The 17,509-nt window shown below is 53.8% G+C and carries 15 protein-coding genes and 1 pseudogene; 6 read left to right on the forward strand and 10 right to left on the reverse strand.

Annotation, left to right across the window (positions count from 1 at the left end):
• Positions 1-224: 224 nt before the first annotated feature.
• On the forward strand, positions 225-1,883 hold the full coding sequence (locus tag RTX30_RS07590; protein WP_312688754.1) for an ATP-dependent endonuclease: 1,659 nt from the start codon (positions 225-227) through the stop codon (positions 1,881-1,883).
• Here the strand turns inward: RTX30_RS07590 and RTX30_RS07595 are convergent.
• The gene (locus RTX30_RS07595) at positions 1,880-2,836 is read right to left on the reverse strand and encodes a VirK/YbjX family protein (RefSeq protein ID WP_312688547.1); all 957 of its coding nucleotides are present in this window, start codon (positions 2,834-2,836) and stop codon (positions 1,880-1,882) included. The two genes, RTX30_RS07590 and RTX30_RS07595, sit on opposite strands and share 4 nt — an antisense overlap.
• Positions 2,837-3,027: 191 nt before the next feature.
• On the opposite strand from RTX30_RS07595, the gene macA reads away from it, so the two are divergent.
• Both macA and macB read left to right on the forward strand, forming a co-directional pair.
• Positions 3,028-4,113 carry a macrolide transporter subunit MacA gene (gene macA / locus RTX30_RS07600; protein ID WP_312688756.1) on the forward strand — a complete coding sequence of 362 codons (1,086 nt, stop codon included), beginning with the start codon at positions 3,028-3,030 and terminating at the stop codon, positions 4,111-4,113.
• Positions 4,110-6,056 (forward strand): macrolide ABC transporter ATP-binding protein/permease MacB, encoded by a 1,947-nt coding sequence (macB, locus tag RTX30_RS07605; protein ID WP_312688549.1) that lies wholly within the window; start codon positions 4,110-4,112, stop codon positions 6,054-6,056. The genes macA and macB overlap by 4 nt, the downstream gene beginning before the upstream one ends.
• A 64-nt stretch (positions 6,057-6,120) precedes the next feature.
• Here the strand turns inward: macB and cspD are convergent, their stop codons facing one another.
• Positions 6,121-6,342 carry a cold shock-like protein CspD gene (gene cspD / locus RTX30_RS07610; RefSeq protein WP_312688551.1) on the reverse strand — a complete coding sequence of 74 codons (222 nt, stop codon included), beginning with the start codon at positions 6,340-6,342 and terminating at the stop codon, positions 6,121-6,123.
• A gap of 328 nt (positions 6,343-6,670) precedes the next feature.
• Here cspD and clpS point away from each other — a divergent pair, with 328 nt between their 5' ends.
• Positions 6,671-6,991 carry an ATP-dependent Clp protease adapter ClpS gene (clpS, locus tag RTX30_RS07615; protein ID WP_312688553.1) on the forward strand — a complete coding sequence of 107 codons (321 nt, stop codon included), beginning with the start codon at positions 6,671-6,673 and terminating at the stop codon, positions 6,989-6,991.
• A 31-nt stretch (positions 6,992-7,022) separates the two neighbouring features.
• Positions 7,023-9,314: an ATP-dependent Clp protease ATP-binding subunit ClpA gene (gene clpA, locus RTX30_RS07620; RefSeq protein ID WP_312688555.1), complete on the forward strand. Its 2,292-nt coding sequence runs from the start codon at positions 7,023-7,025 to the stop codon at positions 9,312-9,314.
• An 86-nt stretch (positions 9,315-9,400) separates the two neighbouring features.
• On the opposite strand, the gene RTX30_RS07625 is transcribed toward clpA, so the two are convergent.
• From RTX30_RS07625 to trxB, 8 genes and pseudogenes are all read right to left on the reverse strand, one after another.
• Positions 9,401-9,862 (reverse strand): RES family NAD+ phosphorylase, encoded by a 462-nt coding sequence (locus RTX30_RS07625; protein ID WP_409429808.1) that lies wholly within the window; start codon positions 9,860-9,862, stop codon positions 9,401-9,403.
• Positions 9,862-10,305, reverse strand: coding sequence for an antitoxin Xre/MbcA/ParS toxin-binding domain-containing protein (locus RTX30_RS07630; RefSeq protein WP_312688559.1), 444 nt, complete (start codon positions 10,303-10,305; stop codon positions 9,862-9,864). Before RTX30_RS07630 ends, RTX30_RS07625 begins: the two co-directional genes overlap by 1 nt.
• Before the next feature lie 158 nt (positions 10,306-10,463).
• On the reverse strand, positions 10,464-10,682 hold the full coding sequence (infA, locus tag RTX30_RS07635) for a translation initiation factor IF-1 (protein WP_001040187.1): 219 nt from the start codon (positions 10,680-10,682) through the stop codon (positions 10,464-10,466).
• Positions 10,610-10,782, reverse strand: a pseudogene (locus RTX30_RS22365) (hypothetical protein); the annotation flags it as partial. The gene infA and the pseudogene RTX30_RS22365, both read right to left, overlap by 73 nt.
• Before the next feature lie 189 nt (positions 10,783-10,971).
• Positions 10,972-11,673 carry a leucyl/phenylalanyl-tRNA--protein transferase gene (gene aat, locus RTX30_RS07640; RefSeq protein WP_312688561.1) on the reverse strand — a complete coding sequence of 234 codons (702 nt, stop codon included), beginning with the start codon at positions 11,671-11,673 and terminating at the stop codon, positions 10,972-10,974.
• A gap of 107 nt (positions 11,674-11,780) precedes the next feature.
• On the reverse strand, positions 11,781-13,502 hold the full coding sequence (gene cydC / locus RTX30_RS07645; RefSeq protein WP_312688563.1) for a heme ABC transporter ATP-binding protein/permease CydC: 1,722 nt from the start codon (positions 13,500-13,502) through the stop codon (positions 11,781-11,783).
• Positions 13,503-15,269 carry a heme ABC transporter permease/ATP-binding protein CydD gene (cydD, locus tag RTX30_RS07650; RefSeq protein WP_312688565.1) on the reverse strand — a complete coding sequence of 589 codons (1,767 nt, stop codon included), beginning with the start codon at positions 15,267-15,269 and terminating at the stop codon, positions 13,503-13,505.
• A 114-nt stretch (positions 15,270-15,383) separates the two neighbouring features.
• Positions 15,384-16,349: a thioredoxin-disulfide reductase gene (trxB, locus tag RTX30_RS07655; RefSeq protein ID WP_312688567.1), complete on the reverse strand. Its 966-nt coding sequence runs from the start codon at positions 16,347-16,349 to the stop codon at positions 15,384-15,386.
• A 553-nt stretch (positions 16,350-16,902) separates the two neighbouring features.
• Between trxB and lrp the strand changes: the two genes are divergently transcribed.
• The gene (gene lrp, locus RTX30_RS07660; protein WP_000228469.1) at positions 16,903-17,397 is read left to right on the forward strand and encodes a leucine-responsive transcriptional regulator Lrp; all 495 of its coding nucleotides are present in this window, start codon (positions 16,903-16,905) and stop codon (positions 17,395-17,397) included.
• The last annotated feature ends 112 nt before the right edge of the window (positions 17,398-17,509 follow it).

Below are 17,509 nucleotides of genomic sequence, written 5' to 3' on the forward strand. Positions count from 1 at the left end.
CGTACGGCCAGTCACTCCGCCGATCGGCAACCTGTTATTCTGATGGCCCATCCGGAACATCCAGGAGAGCGCGTAAAGGGTGACAATTCCTCTTTATGCGCACCTCTGCCAGTAAGTCACCTTTTTACCAATGAAATTTTGTACTTAGCGCGTGATTTGCTGCTTTTTACCCCGCTATACTGCAAGCACTGGATGCTGAAATGCTCGGGAAGATCGGAGGACGCATGATTCTGGAGCGCGTGGATATTGTCGGGTTTCGCGGCATCAATCGTTTATCGCTGATGCTGGAACAGAAGAATGTGCTGATTGGCGAGAATGCCTGGGGTAAGTCGAGTCTGCTGGATGCGCTCACTCTGCTGTTGTCACCCGAAACCGAACTCTACCATTTTGTGCGCGATGATTTCTGGTTCCCGCCTGGCGATGTGCAAGGGCGCGAGCACCACCTGCATATTATCCTGACCTTTCGTGAGTCGGAGCCGGGCCGACATCGCGTTCGGCGTTATCGCCCGCTGGCTGACTGCTGGGTTCCCGGCGCTGACGGTTTTCACCGCCTGTTTTATCGCCACGAAGGCGAGCTCTCTGAAGATGGCAGTGTCATGACGCTGCGTGGTTTTCTTGATGCCGAGGGGCAACACTTGCCGCTGGAGGATATTGACGAGATGGCGCGCCATCTTGTGCGGCTGATGCCAGTGCTGCGCCTGCGCGATGCACGTTTTATGCGGCGCCTGCGCACGGACGGTATCCCCGATGCGCCGGGTATGGAAACCACGGCCCGCCAGCTTGATTTTTTGAGTCGCGAGTTGGTTTCCCGCCCGCAAAACCTGACCGATGGGCAGATCCGTCACGGGTTATCAGCCATGGTGCAACTCCTTGAACACTACTTTTCTGAACAAGGCAGCGGTCCATCGCGTCAGCGCCTGATGCGTCGCCGCTCTCATGATGAGCAGCGTAGCTGGCGTTATCTGGACATTATCAACCGCATGATCGATAAACCCGGCGGGCGGATGTACCGGGTGATCTTGCTGGGCTTTTTCTCTACCCTGTTGCAGGCCAAGGGGTCTGTGCATCTCGATCGTGATGCCCGGCCTTTACTGCTGGTGGAAGATCCGGAAACACGGCTGCATCCGATTATGCTTTCCGTGGCGTGGCAGTTGCTGAACTTGCTGCCATTACAACAGGTGACAACGACCAATTCGGGGGAATTACTGTCGCTGACGCCGGTAGCACAAGTGTGTCGGCTGGTGCGCGAATCCTCCCGCGTAGCGGCCTGGCGTCTCGGTCCGGGCGGCTTAAGCGCTGAAGATGGTCGGCGTATTGCTTTTCACATCCGTGTAAACCGTCCTTCTTCGTTGTTTGCCCGCTGCTGGCTACTGGTAGAAGGCGAAACCGAAAACTGGGTGATCAATGAACTGGCGCGCCAGTGTGGTCACCATTTTGATGCCGAAGGGGTAAAGGTGATTGAATTTGCCCAGTCCGGTTTAAAACCGCTGATTAAATTCGCCAGGCGGATGGGCATCGAATGGCATGTTTTGGTGGATGGCGATGAAGCCGGGAAAAAGTATGCGGCCACGGTGCGCGGGTTGTTGGATAACGATAATGACCAGATCCGCGATCATTTAACGACGCTGCCCGCACTGGATATGGAGCACTTTATGTACCGGGAAGGCTTTGCGGATGTCTATCATCGTGTGGCGCAATTGCCGGAAAACGTGCCGATGAATATGCGTCGGGTGATCACCAAAGCCATCCATCGCTCTTCAAAACCGGATTTGGCTATCGAAGTGGCGATGGAGGCTGGCAGACGGGGCGTTTCCGCCGTACCGCATCTGTTTCGTAAAATGTTTTCTCGCGTGTTGTGGCTGGCACGCGGCCGGGCTGACTAGCGCTGGCAGCGGCTCGTTGCCTGCAAATGTAAGCTATCAAGCAACTCGTAACGGCGACGATATTCCGCGCGTTTTTTACTGGCGATCTCTTCCATTGGCTTGCGCGGCATGGTCAGCGGCAGCACAAAGTCGCCGCGACTGTCGGTTTCAGCCCCCAGCGATGCCCAGAAACTGTTGTAATCGGCGTGCAGTTTGTCCTGTTTTTTCCGGCGGTAGCGCACGCTGCGGTAAATGTGCGTTTCGTTACTGACTGCGCGAATCGCTTGCACGTCCAGACACTGCCCCAGCGCCATCGCGGTTTCTACCAGCAGGCGTTTGGGGAACAAACCATGGCAGGCCTTGGTAGCAGACTGGATCCGATCGTGTGGTACGTGTGCCTTCGCCCCCTGCAAACCACCAATGTAAAGCGTGCGCTTCCCATCAACCAGGCAGAAGGTGAAGGTCAGCTCTGCCAGCGTGGTTTGCCCGGCATCACAGATCATCAGCGTGGCCTCACCCTCTTTATCCTGCATCGGGTTGGCATACAGGTGCAGCGAGTAAGTTTGTTCATCTTTGCCGTTCAGTACTGCCAGCTCGGTGCCGATTTTGCTTAAATAACCGTTTACCACCGCAGCAGGTAAAAGGCGGATCATATTTTCATAGTGCCAACACAGCGCATGACTGGCTTCGTTGCGGGACATATTGATCGACAACCACGGGCGGTGTAACCGGCAGGGCAAACCGGGCTGCACCTGCAGCATCTGCGGCAATTGCGGCAGGCTCGCAAGGCGAGTCAGATAGCTGGCCGTGCTGATCGGTGTGCTTAGCGAGCGCAGTAAAAACTTTCGACGATAGGCGGGGTTTTTCCAGGCCAGGCCTGGCGTCAGTGTTCCGGAAGTTAATGTGCGGAAAAGTTGCCAGGCACTGGTGGGGAAAGGGGGCTCAGAAGTAGAAAAATCAGCAAAAATAGACATGATAAAATCCGGAAGAAACGGGAGGAGGTTATTGCAACAGCGGCTGTCTCAACGCTGGTTAAATGAAATATGGAGAAATTAAGATTATTCTGTTTCGTTGATGTTTCGTTTAGATAACATTGGTCTCTATACAACGCACAGTCCGACAATCTGGAATTTTTATGAATCTGAAGGGAAAACGCAGGACGGGAATGATTGTGCTGGCAGTAGCGGTTTTACTGGCGGCGTTCTGGTTGTGGGGCAAGCTCAATGCACCTGTCGTACAGTATCAAACGCTGATTGTCCGCCCCGGCGAGCTGCAACAAAGTGTGCTGGCCACCGGCAAGCTTGACGCCTTACGCAAAGTGGACGTGGGCGCGCAAGTCAACGGTCAGTTAAAAACTTTGTCGGTCAGCATTGGTGATAAGGTAAAAAAAGATCAATTGCTGGGTGTTATTGACCCTGAGCAGGCGCAAAACCAGATTAAAGAAGTGAATGCCACCCTGATGGAGTTGCGTGCGCAGCGTCGCCAGGCGCAGGCGGAATTGAGGCTGGCGAAAGTGACGCTGGCGCGCCAGCAACAGTTGGTCAAAAGCAATTTGATCTCACGTCAGGATCTGGATACCGCCATTACCGATGTCGCGGTAAAAGAGGCGCAAATTGGCACTATTGACGCACAGATCCAGCGTAACCAGGCTACGTTAGACACGGCCAAAACTAACCTTGATTACACCCGTATTCTCGCGCCCATGGCGGGGGAGGTCACCCAAATCACCACCCTGCAAGGGCAGACCGTCATTGCGGTGCAGCAAGCGCCGAACATTCTGACGCTGGCGGATATGAGCACCATGTTAGTCAAGGCGCAGGTATCCGAAGCGGATGTGATCCACTTGAAACCGGGGCAAAAAGCCTGGTTTACCGTGCTTGGCGATCCCGGAACCCGTTATGAAGGCGTGTTAAAAGATATTCTCCCAACGCCGGAGAAGGTCAATGACGCCATCTTCTATTACGCCCGTTTTGCCGTGCCGAACCCGCAGGGTATCCTGCGTCTGGATATGACCGCACAGGTTCATATTCAGCTAATGGGGCAGAAAAATGTGTTGACGATCCCGCTGGCGGCGCTGGGCGATCCGGTCGGTGACAATCGTTATAAGGTGAAAGTATTACGCAATGGCGAAACCCGCGATCGTGAAGTGACCCTCGGAGCCCGCAACGATACCGAAGTGGTGATTGTTAAAGGGCTGGATGCGGGTGAAGAAGTGGTCATCGGTGAGCTGAAACAGGGGGCGGCGCAATGAGTGCGCTGCTTGAGCTAAACGGCATTCGTCGCAGTTACCCGTCCGGTGACGGGCAGGTGGAAGTGTTAAAGGGTATTAGCCTGTCTATTCAGGCCGGGGAGATGGTGGCGATTGTCGGAGCTTCGGGTTCCGGAAAATCGACGCTGATGAACATTCTCGGTTGCCTGGATAAACCCACCAGCGGAACCTACCGTGTAGCGGGTACGGATGTTTCCACACTGAATAGCGATGCACTGGCGCAGCTGCGTCGTGAGCATTTTGGCTTTATCTTTCAGCGCTACCATCTTCTCTCGCACCTGAGTGCGGCGCAAAACGTTGAAGTTCCGGCGGTGTATGCTGGCACCGAGCGTAAAGCCCGTCTGGCTCGCGCCCGTGAGTTGCTGGCGCGTCTGGGGCTGGAGGAACGCGCCGATTATCAGCCATCGCAGCTTTCTGGTGGCCAACAACAGCGTGTGAGTATTGCCCGCGCGTTGATGAATGGCGGGCAGGTGATCCTTGCCGATGAGCCAACCGGCGCGCTGGATAGCCACTCAGGCGACGAGGTGATGGCGATTTTGCACCAGCTCCGCGATCGCGGCCATACGGTGATAATCGTGACCCACGATCCTCAGGTTGCCGCACAGGCGGAGCGGGTGATTGAAATCCGCGACGGTGAGCTTATCAGTAATCCCCCCGCGAGGGAGAAAGCTGCAACGCCAGCGTATCCGGAGGCTGGTGTGATGCGGGCAGGCGGCTGGCGTCAGTTTGTCAGCCGTTTTAATGAGGCACTGACCATGGCCTGGCGGGCGATGGCGGCCAACAAGATGCGCACGCTTCTCACCATGCTCGGTATTATTATCGGCATCGCGTCGGTGGTATCGATTGTGGTGGTGGGCGATGCCGCCAAACAACTGGTGCTGGCGGATATCCGTTCGATTGGCACCAACACTATTGATGTCTACCCGGGCAAGGATTTTGGCGATGACGATCCACAATATCGGCAGGCGTTAAAATATGACGATCTGGTGGCCATTCAGAAACAGCCCTGGGTGCGTTCAGCGACACCTTCTGTCTCGCAAAATCTGCGGTTACGCTCGAACAACATTGATGTTGCCGCCAGTGCTAATGGGGTGAGCGGGCAATATTTTAACGTCTACGGCATGACCTTCAGTGAAGGGGCTTCCTTCAATGATGAACAGTTGAAAGGACGTGCGCAGGTGGTGGTGCTCGACAGCAATACCCGGCGTCAGTTATTTCCTAATAAAGCATCAGTGGTGGGAGAAGTCATTCTTGTCGGCAATATGCCCGCCACGGTCATTGGCGTGGCGGAAGAGAAACAGTCGATGTTCGGCAGCAGTAAAATCCTGCGCGTCTGGTTACCCTATAGCACCATCGCCGGGCGCATTATGGGGCAGTCCTGGTTGAATTCGATCACCGTGCGGGTGAATGACGGTTACAGCAGCGAACAGGCCGAGCAGCAGCTTACCCGGCTGCTTAATTTACGCCACGGTAAGAAGGATTTCTTCGTCTGGAACATGGACGGCGTCTTGAAAACAGCAGAAAAGACCACACGTACTCTTCAATTGTTCCTGACCCTGGTGGCGGTGATTTCGCTGCTGGTCGGCGGGATTGGCGTAATGAACATCATGCTGGTGTCCGTGACTGAGCGTACGCGTGAAATTGGCATTCGTATGGCGGTGGGCGCCCGTGCGGGCGATGTATTGTCGCAGTTTCTTATCGAAGCGGTGTTTGTGTGCCTGGTTGGCGGTGCGCTGGGCGTCGTTCTGTCGATGCTGATCGCATTTACCTTGCAGCTTTTTTTGCCCGGCTGGGAAATTGGTTTTTCTCCCGTGGCCCTGTTTACCGCATTTTTGTGTTCAACCTTTACCGGCGTATTGTTTGGCTGGTTGCCGGCGCGCAATGCGGCGCGACTGGATCCGGTGGACGCGCTGGCACGCGAGTAATAAAAATGCCAGCCGATTGGGCTGGCATTTTATCCGGGGCATGTACACAATTAATTAAGAAGCGTCAGGCCATAGCCTCTACTTCGACGGGCACGATGAGACTGGCATGATTGCCTTTAGGGCCCTGGTGTACATCAAACCGGACAGTTTGCCCGGCTTTTAGCGTTCTGTAACCATCCATTTGAATGGTGGAGTAATGTGCGAAGATATCTTCGCCGCCGCCTTCAGGGCAGATAAAACCGAACCCTTTGGCATTGTTGAACCACTTAACAGTACCCGTTTCCATGCTTCGACATCCTTCGTAAATCTTATTTAAGTAAGATGGAATGAACCGGTGGCAGAGTGTGGGGGCTGTTCAAAACCTCGCCAACTCTCGAGAGTACAATTTAGAGAAATCGAATAACGCGTCAAGCGTTTGGCTGGGGTTCTGGGAGGCGACGCATCAAAATTTTGAAGCAGTTAACGGTATGAAGGAAGAATGTGACAGCCGTCGCGGATGGCAACGATAGATGATAGTTATCTGACAACTGATGTAGATTGAAAATGCATCTAGACTCATGTAATCGGCCGATTAAACGCCGCCGGAACCTGTAACCTAAGATGAAAAGCTAACGATGGGTAAAAGCAATAGCTGGCTGGATTTCGAACAATTGGCGGAAGAGAAACTGCGCGACGCGCTGAGTCCGCCATCCATGTATAAAGTAATGTTAATGAACGATGATTACACGCCGATGGAATTTGTTATTGACGTGCTACAAAAGTTCTTTTCTTATGATGTAGAACGTGCAACGCAACTGATGCTCACGGTTCACTATCACGGGAAGGCCATTTGCGGTGTCTTTACTGCAGAGGTCGCGGAGACGAAAGTCGCCATGGTGAACAAGTATGCCAGGGAGAACGAACATCCGTTGTTGTGTACGCTGGAAAGAGCCTGATTTCAGGCAATAAAACTTGGGGGAGGTGCCTATGCTCAATCAAGAACTGGAACTCAGTTTAAATATGGCTTTCGCCAGAGCGCGCGAGCACCGACATGAGTTTATGACCGTCGAGCACTTGTTACTGGCTCTGCTCAGTAACCCATCGGCCCGTGAAGCGCTGGAAGCGTGTTCCGTGGATTTGGTGGCGCTGCGGCAGGAACTCGAAGCCTTCATCGAACAAACCACACCCGTTCTGCCCATGAGCGAAGAGGAGCGCGATACGCAACCGACGCTCAGCTTCCAGCGTGTTCTTCAGCGCGCGGTGTTTCACGTTCAGTCTTCCGGCCGCAGCGAAGTGTCTGGTGCTAACGTGCTGGTCGCCATCTTTAGCGAGCAGGAGTCCCAGGCGGCTTACCTGTTGCGCAAACATGAAGTGAGCCGCCTTGATGTGGTGAACTTTATTTCGCACGGCACGCGTAAAGACGAGCCGGGCCCATCATCTGACGCAGGCAGCAGCAGTAGCAGCAGCCAGGCGAGCAGCGAAGAGCAGGCAGGCGGGGAGGAACGTATGGAAAACTTCACCACCAATCTCAATCAGCTTGCTCGCGTGGGCGGTATCGATCCGCTGATTGGCCGTGGCAAAGAGCTGGAGCGCGCTATTCAGGTGCTCTGTCGCCGGCGTAAAAATAACCCCTTGCTGGTGGGCGAGTCCGGTGTGGGTAAAACCGCTATTGCCGAAGGTCTGGCGTGGCGTATCGTGCAGGGTGATGTGCCGGAAGTGATGGCCGACTGCACCATTTACTCACTGGATATCGGGTCACTGCTGGCAGGTACCAAATACCGTGGTGATTTCGAAAAACGTTTTAAAGCGCTGCTGAAACAGCTTGAGCAGGACAATAACAGCATTCTGTTTATCGACGAGATCCACACCATCATCGGTGCGGGCGCTGCGTCCGGTGGGCAGGTGGATGCCGCGAACCTGATCAAGCCGCTGCTCTCCAGCGGTAAAATCCGCGTGATGGGTTCAACTACCTATCAGGAGTTCAGCAACATTTTCGAAAAAGATCGTGCGTTGGCGCGTCGTTTCCAGAAAATTGATATCACTGAGCCATCTGTAGAAGAAACGGTGCAGATTATCAATGGCCTGAAACCCAAATACGAAGCACACCACGATGTACGTTACACCGCTAAAGCGGTACGTGCAGCCGTGGAGCTGGCGGTGAAGTACATTAATGATCGCCATCTGCCGGATAAAGCGATAGATGTGATTGACGAAGCAGGGGCGCGTGCGCGCCTGATGCCGGTCAGCAAACGCAAGAAAACCGTCAATGTGGCGGATATCGAATCGGTTGTGGCCCGTATTGCGCGTATCCCTGAGAAGAGTGTTTCTCAGAGCGATCGTGACACGCTGAAAAATCTCGGCGATCGCCTCAAAATGCTGGTGTTTGGACAGGATAAAGCCATTGAGGCCTTAACCGAAGCCATCAAGATGAGCCGTGCAGGGCTGGGTCAGGACCATAAACCGGTCGGCTCCTTCCTGTTTGCTGGCCCCACAGGGGTGGGTAAAACCGAGGTGACGGTCCAGCTGTCGAAAGCGCTTGGCATTGAGCTGCTGCGTTTTGATATGTCCGAATATATGGAACGTCACACCGTCAGCCGTTTGATCGGTGCGCCTCCTGGCTATGTTGGGTTTGATCAGGGCGGTCTGTTGACCGACGCAGTGATCAAGCATCCGCATGCGGTGTTGCTGCTTGATGAAATCGAAAAAGCGCACCCGGATGTCTTCAACCTGCTGTTACAGGTGATGGACAACGGCACGCTAACGGATAATAACGGGCGTAAAGCGGACTTCCGCAACGTGGTGCTGGTGATGACCACAAACGCCGGGGTACGGGAAACTGAGCGTAAATCCATTGGCCTTATCCACCAGGATAACAGTACCGATGCGATGGAAGAGATCAAAAAGATCTTTACGCCGGAGTTCCGCAACCGTCTGGACAACATTATCTGGTTCGATCATTTGTCGACGACGGTTATCCATCAGGTGGTCGACAAGTTTATTGTCGAACTCCAGGTGCAACTGGATCAGAAAGGTGTGTCGCTGGAAGTCAGTCAGGAAGCACGCGACTGGCTGGCCGATAAAGGCTATGACCGCGCAATGGGTGCACGCCCGATGGCGCGTGTTATTCAGGATAACCTGAAGAAACCGTTGGCTAACGAGCTGCTGTTTGGCTCGTTGGTAGATGGCGGGCAGGTGACCGTGACGCTGAATAAAGAGAAGAATGAACTGGAGTATGACTTCCAGAGTGCGCAGAAGCACAAACCGGAAGCTGCGCATTAATCTCTGACGTTAATGTAAAAACCGGGCTCTGAGAGGCCCGGTTTTTTTACGCCCGTTATTTACGGTTTCAGCATAAATTTGATGCGTCAGGAGGATGCCAGACGCGGATCGAAAACAAAAGGGTGTTCTTTCACTGTTTTCAGCAGGGTACTGAAGCCTGGGTGATGCGGATTTAAAACGGCATTGTTTTCCAGTGGAACCACGCAGGAAGGCACGACCAACGCCACACTGCTGTTGGCTTCCAGCCAGGCGGTGCCCAGATCCATTGTAGAGAGCGGAGCGGGGTATTCCTGCCAGTCCGCCGGCAGCCATTGCGTGTCCAGAAACTCAATGTCCTTGTCCGGGATCTCTATGCTGAACAGCCCATACTGACGCAACATACTGTCGCTATGGATGTGCACCAGCATCTCAAGTGCAGCCAGTGAAATTGAAGAGGCGACATACACCGCCGGATGGCCTTTATGGTTCCATCGACCGCCGTAAAGGTTTGCGCCGCTACCGGTCCAGGCTTCGCTGGCGTAGCGGCGGGTAACCAGACGGTAGAACATCACGCAAACACCCCATGTTCCAGTCGGCCGATCAGATCGGTCACTTCCAGTGCGCCACTTTCGGTTGCTATCAACGAAATTGGGGCGACGTCCCCCAACGCACGCACCGGCGTTTGTAGCCAGCTGTACGCCATTTTTTTATCGCCAAAAAAATGCACTGCTGCATCTACGACTCTGACCAGCCGGGCTATACGCTCACTCTCATCGGGTGTCAGGGTGCGGCCTGCGCTTTTTCGCCGTGCAACATTGCGTTCGTTAATACCCGTGACCCGCAAAATGTCCGATCGCGACATTTCCGTCCATTGATGAATGTTATCGAGAATGCTGACAGGTAAACCTTCATTTAGCATTTGGACTAATTTTATGCCCCTGTTAGCGGGAAAACCCGCAAAACGCCAGAGTGCATTTTCAGCCGGTTTTTGATCCGGGCTCCAGGTTCTCATGATCCCTCCTGAATGCAGACATTTGTCAGTACTTAGTATAGACAATTGGCAGAGGTGTTTAAAGTTTAATCGCAGAGGGGATGAATACGGCGCAAATAAAAAGGCCGGGATAACCCGGCCTTAAAAAGAGGTGCACTCAGCGGTGCCAGCGGAAGATCTTAGCGGCTACGGAAGACAATGCGGCCTTTGCTCAGGTCGTACGGGGTCAGTTCCACAGTCACTTTATCGCCCGTCAGAATACGGATGTAGTTTTTACGCATTTTTCCGGAGATATGCGCAGTGACCACATGGCCGTTTTCCAGTTCTACGCGGAACATCGTATTAGGTAACGTTTCCAGAACGGTACCCTGCATCTCAATATTGTCTTCTTTGGCCATCTAATCCTCGGGGGTATCACTACCATAATTTTTGAATCGGCAAGATAATGCCGAAGTTCGTCTGTTAAGTAAAGATTTGTGCTGATAAAACACAGCAAAACGACTTTTGCATATTACCCTCACGCCACACATCACGACGCGTTAAAAGCGCAGTCGATAAGGGGAGCGGTGAAATATAACGAAGGGCATCCCTGATACGAACAACTCCCGGGTGAGGCGGGGCAACAGGCAAAAGCAACGCTGAGCGTCCATTATAACACCCTGATAAAAAATGTGCCGAAAACATTCTTCAGAGAGATGAAAACAGCGTTCTGGGCACCCAAAAATGGGACGGCAGCGCTTTTTTGCGCATTCCGGCGACATGCAAGAGATAATCCCGGCGGGGAATTTCAACCGCACCCAGCGAGGCGGTGTGGCTGTTCAACACCTGGCAGTCAATGAGCTGACCACCACAATGCAAGAACGCCTGGCTGAACACCAATAGCGCCGTTTTAGAGGCGTTTTCACGGCGACTGAACATGGATTCGCCACAGAATAGCGTCCCCTGCGCTACGCCATACATGCCGCCAACCAGTTGCTCATTTTCCCAGACTTCAATGGAGTGCGCATGCCCCAGTTCATGCAGACGGTGGTAAGCCATCACCACATCCGGCGTGATCCATGTTCCTTCATCGCGATCCTGCGAGCATCCATCAATGACCTGACCAAAAGCATGATTTACCGTGACGCGATAAGGGGAAGTTTTATGAAAACGTTTCATGCTGCGGCTGAGATGGAAGGCGTCCGGCCACAGTACCGCGCGCGGATCCGGCGACCACCACAGGATAGGGTCGCCCGGCGAAAACCAGGGGAAGATACCGCGCTGATAGGCCATCAACAGACGCGCCGGACTCAAATCTCCACCCAGTGCCAGCAAGCCGTTGGGTTCACGCAGTGCTGCCTCAGGCGAAGGGAAGGCGATAGAATGACGAGATAGCTGAACCAGACGCATGACAACTCTGCTCCACAACGCGACCAGGGACCCTTCTTAATATCGTCATTTTGGTCGTTTCACTTTAGCGTTACCGCCACGGGAACGGCAAAATGACGAATATTCACTTACAGACGCTGCTTAAACTGGTAATAACGCCCCTGTTTCGCCATTAACGCTGCGTGATTACCTTGCTCAATTATTTGCCCGTTGTCCATCACAATTATCCGATCGCAACGTGCCAGGCCGCGCAGACGGTGCGTGACCATCAGCAGCGTTTTTCCCTTCATTACTTCTGCAAGTAATTCAAGAATCTGACTTTCAGTAGAGGCATCCAGACCCTCTGTGGGTTCATCCAACAGAACGAGTGGCGCGTCGTGCAGGAGCGCACGGGCAATCGCCAGACGGCGCAGTTCGCCGCCGGATAATTGGCGGCCACCTTCGCCCAGCCAGGCGTTCAGGCCGCTGTCGTCGAGTAGTTTTTCCAGCCCAACGCGGGCCAGCATAGCACTCAATGCCTCATCGCTGGCCTCTGGCGCAGCCAGCAGTAAATTATCACGCAGGGTGGCGCTAAACAGGTGTACACGCTGCGGTACCATACTGATGAGATTGCGTAAGTCTGGCTCCGAAAAATGACCGATTGGCTGGTCATTCAAACGGATCTCGCCCTGCTGCGCATCCCATGCTCGCGTCAGCAGTTGCAACAGTGTGGACTTACCGCAGCCGGTGCGCCCCAAAATGGCAACATGTTCACCTGCGGCGACGGAGAGCGATATGGCCTCCAGTACGCGTTGCGGCTGGCCTGGATAGCTGAACGACAGTGCATCGAAATCGACGGCAACGTGGGTTGGCACAGCGCTATTGCCCGACGGAAAGGTCACTTCCGGCTGGCATTCGGTGAGTTGTGTAATGCGTGTCGCAGAGGCAATGACCTGCCCGAGATGCTGGAATGCGCCCGTGACGGGCGCCAGCGCTTCAAAAGCTGCCAGCGCACAGAAAACAAATAACGCAATCAATGCACCTGGCTGTGTGTTACCGCCCACGTCGCCAGAGGCAAACCACAGCATGGCGATCACGGCACCGCCGCTAATTAACAACATTAATGCCTGCGAGGCGGCCGTCAGATCGGACTGGCGACGCTGAGCGTCATGCCAGCTTAATTCTGTGTTTTCCAACGCCTGTCGGTAACGCTGGCTGGCACCGAAAATCGTCAGTTCAGCCTGGCCTTGCAGCCAGTGCGTGAGTTGCTGGCGGTACTCGCTGCGCAACAACGTCAGGTTTTCGCCCGCAGGTTTACCCGCGCGGTAAAACAGCGGTGGCAGGATAAACAGCGTGGCCAGCATAATCCCGCCCAGCAACAGAGCCAGCGAGACATCCAGCATACTCAGACCCACCATGACCACGATGATCACCATCAGCGCGCCCACGAGCGGTGAAATCACGCGCAAATAAAGGTGGTCGAGGGTATCGACATCCGCCACTACGCGGTTTAACAGATCGCCCTGGCGAAAACGGGCTAAACCGGCAGGGGAGAGCGGCAATAGCTTGCTGAAAGTCGTCACGCGCAAGTGTTCCAGTACGCGGAAGGTTGCATCGTGGCTGACCAGTCGCTCGAAATAGCGTCCGGCAGTGCGGGTAATGGCCGCGCCACGCACGCCAGCGGCAGGCAGCATATAGTTAAAACTGTAGAGCCCGGCGACGCCCGCTACGGCGGAAGCGGAGAGGAACCAGCCGGAGAGTGTCAACAGACCAATGCTGGCCAACAGGGTGATAATGGCGAGGATCACACCCAACATCAGCAGCCATTTGTGGCGCTTATAGAGTGCGAGATAAGGCAATAATGCGCGCATTTAGATCTCCTCCTGGCGATGGGCAAGAAGGTCAGCAAACGCCCCCTGCGAGGTGGCAAGAGCGTCATAATGGCCTTGTTCAATGATTTGCCCGTCCTGCATCACCCAGATAGCATCCCATTCGGTCAGATTTTCCAGTTGATGAGTCACCATCAGTGTCGTCTGCTGGCGGGACGCATCGTTCAGTGCCTGCATGACGCGTTGCTCACTGTGGCTGTCAAGGCTGGCGGACGGCTCATCCAGCAGCAACAATTTGCAGGGTGCCAGCAGAGCACGCGCAACGGCGACGCGCTGAGCCTGACCGACGGAAAGCCGCACGGCCTGATCGCCAGGCTGCGTTTCCAGACCTTCCGGCAAAAGCGGCAGAAATTCACTCACCCAGGCTTTATCCAGCGCCGATTGCAATTCATCCTCGCTGGTATCAGGGCGGGAAAGCAGCACGTTTTCGCGCAACGTGGTCGCTGGCAATTGCGGGTTTTGCCCAACCCAACTAATGGCTTCGCGCCAGGCATCGGGGTCGAGATCCCGCAACTCTATGCCATTGACGCGCAGTGAACCTTCATAAGGCAGGAAACCGGAAAGCACATTGATAAGCGAACTTTTCCCGGAGCCGCTGCGACCGACCAGTACGATCCTCTGCCCGGCAGACAGGGTAAAATTCAGCGGCCCGGCAAGCACGGCGCCTTCGGGCGATTTCAGCACCAGATCGCAAGCGGTGAGCATAATTGGCTCATCGCTTTTCAGCGTGATATCGCCGCGTTGCGGATGGGCCAGTGGTGCTTCCATAAACGTTTTCAGGCTGTCGGCCGCGCCAATAGCTTGTGCTTTCGCATGGTAAAAGGTGCCCAAATCGCGCAGCGGCTGGAAAAATTCCGGTGCCAGAACCAGTGCCAGAAAACCGGCAAATAGCGTAACGCCTGTGCCATAGTGGCCGAAATCGAGTTCCCCAAGATAGGAAAAACCGAAATAGACGGCGACGACGGCAATAGAGAGTGAGGTGAAAAATTCCAGCACACCGGATGATAAAAATGCGAGGCGCAGTACTTCCATCGTGCGGCTACGGAAATCCTGCGAAGCACGACGAATGTTATCGGTTTCTGCCGCGCCGCGGCCAAAAATACGCAGTGTTTCCATACCGCGCAGCCGGTCAAGAAAATGACCACTCAATCGTGCCAGCGCTTTAAAATTGCGGCGATTAGCATCCGCCGCGCCCATCCCGACCATAGCCATGAACAACGGGATCAACGGTGCGGTGGCAAGCAATATCAGCGCGGCTGCCCAGTTGATGGGAAACAGAGTGATCACGATCAGCAGCGGTACGCTGGCAGCCAGCGCCATTTGGGGTAAGTAACGTGCGTAGAAGTCATGCATATCGTCGATTTGTTCGAGGATCAGTGTTGCCCAACTGCCCGCAGGTTTACCCTGAATCCACGCCGGCCCGGCCTGCTGTAAGCGATCAAGCACGCGGCGACGGATCTCAAAGCGGATATGCGCACCCGCATGAAAGCCAACGCGCTCACGCAGCCATACCACCCAACTGCGTAGAATAAAGACCAGAACCAGGAGAATGAAAGGCAGCAGCAGCGCTTCGCGCGGGATGTTTTCCATAATCATATGATTGAGAATACGCGCGAGGATCCATGCCTGCGCCACAATCAACACGCCGCTGACAACGCCAAGCAGGCGAGATGCAGTCAGCCAGCGACGGGAAATAATGCTTTGCTGTTTTAACCAGCGAGTAAGTTCTTGTTGACGGGTTTTATTCATTGCGCGCTTTGCAGGTGAAGTTATCGAATTTTTAGCCTGCGCAATGTTACATCGGGGCAAAAATAAAGGCGACTTATAGTCGCCTTTTTTACCTTTGTTACTGACTTGTAAAGATTATTTACTTTCAGCCAGTCCGTCGAGATAACGCTCCGCATCCAGCGCTGCCATACAGCCTGTACCCGCTGATGTTATCGCCTGACGATAAATATGATCCATCACGTCGCCTGCTGCGAAAACACCCGGAATACTGGTTTGGGTTGCGTTGCCGTGAATACCGGATTGCACTTTAATGTAGCCATTTTCCAGCGCCAGTTGGCCTTCGAAAATGGATGTGTTCGGGCTGTGACCGATGGCGACAAACAAACCCGCTACGTCCAGCGTCTCAATATTGTCCGCATTCTGCGTATCACGCAGGCGTAAGCCACTCACGCCCATCTGGTCGCCAGTGACTTCTTCCAGCGTACGGTGGGTGTGTAGCACGATATTGCCGCTTTCAACTTTATCCATCAGACGCTTGATCAGGATTTTCTCCGCGCGGAAGGTGTCGCGACGGTGAATAAGGTGAACTTCAGAAGCGATATTCGCCAGATAAAGCGCCTCTTCGACGGCGGTATTGCCGCCACCGATCACGGCGACTTTCTGGTTGCGATAAAAGAAACCGTCGCAGGTCGCGCAAGCGGAAACACCGCGGCCTTTGTACGCCTCTTCGGATGCCAGCCCCAGATAACGAGCGGAAGCACCGGTAGCGATAATCAGTGCGTCACAAGTGTATTCGCCGCTGTCGCCGATCAGACGGAATGGACGGTTCTGCAAATCAACGCTGTTGATATGATCGAAGATAATTTCGGTATCAAATTTGGTGGCATGTTCATGCATGCGCTCCATCAGCAGCGGACCGGTCAGATCATGCGGGTCGCCCGGCCAGTTTTCCACTTCAGTTGTGGTGGTGAGCTGGCCGCCTTTTTCCATACCGGTAATCAAAACGGGCTGCAGGTTTGCACGCGCAGCATAGACCGCAGCGGTATAACCGGCAGGGCCTGAACCAAGGATAAGCAGCTTACTGTGTTTGGCCGTACCCATGAAATCCTCATTATTGTTTGGCAGACATTGGGCTGGATTGTAGGGAATTTGACGGCGTAAAAAAAGGGTGCGGCGATTTTGTTAACGATATGTGTAATAGAAATAGCCGATGGCTGGGTTTCATATCGACGTGAGACATAACAAATTCTACTGAAAAATGGTGAGTTATAAGGTGATAAAATGAGGAATAGAGAAGGGCGGTGATGAATATCTGGCACGTTGTACTAAAAAAAGATGTTTTGCTTTGACAATCCCCTGCGCATTTGCGAAAACATCTGAGGAAGAAAAAAAGCAGTGTTTCGCGCGTGACCCTAATTCATGCATGTAAATGCCATTTTTACCGGGCTAGTGAAATCTACGCATGGCGTGGACAGACGCCATTCGTGATATCGATAGCTGCCGTCGGGCAACGGTCTTCTTAATATAGCCCCTGGGATTACGCGCCGTGCCATTTTAAAAACACGCGGACGTACCGCGACGGGCAAAGACTCTGAACAGTGAAGTGCACAGGGTCAAGACAGGAGTAGGGAAGGAATACAGAGAGACAATAATAATGGTAGATAGTAAGAAGCGCCCTGGTAAAGACCTCGACCGCATCGATCGTAATATTCTGAACGAATTGCAAAAAGATGGGCGTATTTCCAACGTCGAGCTTTCTAAACGAGTGGGACTTTCCCCGACGCCGTGCCTCGAGCGTGTGCGCAGGCTGGAAAGACAAGGGTTTATTCAGGGCTATACAGCGCTGCTGAACCCGCATTATCTGGATGCGTCACTTCTGGTTTTTGTTGAGATTACTCTGAATCGTGGCGCGCCAGATGTGTTTGAACAATTTAACGCCGCAGTGCAAAAACTTGAAGAAATTCAAGAGTGTCATCTGGTTTCAGGCGATTTTGACTACCTGTTAAAAACGCGTGTGCCGGATATGTCTGCATACCGTAAACTTTTAGGGGAAACCCTGCTGCGTCTGCCAGGCGTTAACGACACCCGCACATATGTAGTGATGGAAGAAGTTAAACAGAGCAATCGTCTGGTTATTAAGACGCGCTAATACGGAACAGGTGCACAATCGCTGTTTTTTGATTACACTCCTGTTAATCCATACAGCAACAGTGCCGGGGAGACCCGGCGCTGTTGTCCGTTTTAGCATCAAGGACCTGGAG

The sequence above is a fragment of the Kosakonia sp. genome (genome assembly GCF_032052965.1).
Taxonomy (GTDB): domain Bacteria; phylum Pseudomonadota; class Gammaproteobacteria; order Enterobacterales; family Enterobacteriaceae; genus Kosakonia.

Bases quoted from the DNA above. Each gene is read 5' to 3' on its own strand.
- clpA (WP_312688555.1), top strand. From the start codon at position 7,023: ATGCTCAATCAAGAACTGGAACTCAGTTTAAATATGGCTTTCGCCAGA.
- cydC (WP_312688563.1), bottom strand. From the start codon at position 13,502: ATGCGCGCATTATTGCCTTATCTCGCACTCTATAAGCGCCACAAATGG.
- cspD (WP_312688551.1), bottom strand. From the start codon at position 6,342: ATGGAAACGGGTACTGTTAAGTGGTTCAACAATGCCAAAGGGTTCGGT.
- cydD (WP_312688565.1), bottom strand. From the start codon at position 15,269: ATGAATAAAACCCGTCAACAAGAACTTACTCGCTGGTTAAAACAGCAA.
- RTX30_RS07590 (WP_312688754.1), top strand. From the start codon at position 225: ATGATTCTGGAGCGCGTGGATATTGTCGGGTTTCGCGGCATCAATCGT.
- trxB (WP_312688567.1), bottom strand. From the start codon at position 16,349: ATGGGTACGGCCAAACACAGTAAGCTGCTTATCCTTGGTTCAGGCCCT.
- RTX30_RS07630 (WP_312688559.1), bottom strand. From the start codon at position 10,305: ATGAGAACCTGGAGCCCGGATCAAAAACCGGCTGAAAATGCACTCTGG.
- lrp (WP_000228469.1), top strand. From the start codon at position 16,903: ATGGTAGATAGTAAGAAGCGCCCTGGTAAAGACCTCGACCGCATCGAT.
- aat (WP_312688561.1), bottom strand. From the start codon at position 11,673: ATGCGTCTGGTTCAGCTATCTCGTCATTCTATCGCCTTCCCTTCGCCT.
- RTX30_RS07595 (WP_312688547.1), bottom strand. From the start codon at position 2,836: ATGTCTATTTTTGCTGATTTTTCTACTTCTGAGCCCCCTTTCCCCACC.
- macA (WP_312688756.1), top strand. From the start codon at position 3,028: ATGATTGTGCTGGCAGTAGCGGTTTTACTGGCGGCGTTCTGGTTGTGG.
- RTX30_RS07625 (WP_409429808.1), bottom strand. From the start codon at position 9,862: ATGTTCTACCGTCTGGTTACCCGCCGCTACGCCAGCGAAGCCTGGACC.
- macB (WP_312688549.1), top strand. From the start codon at position 4,110: ATGAGTGCGCTGCTTGAGCTAAACGGCATTCGTCGCAGTTACCCGTCC.
- clpS (WP_312688553.1), top strand. From the start codon at position 6,671: ATGGGTAAAAGCAATAGCTGGCTGGATTTCGAACAATTGGCGGAAGAG.
- infA (WP_001040187.1), bottom strand. From the start codon at position 10,682: ATGGCCAAAGAAGACAATATTGAGATGCAGGGTACCGTTCTGGAAACG.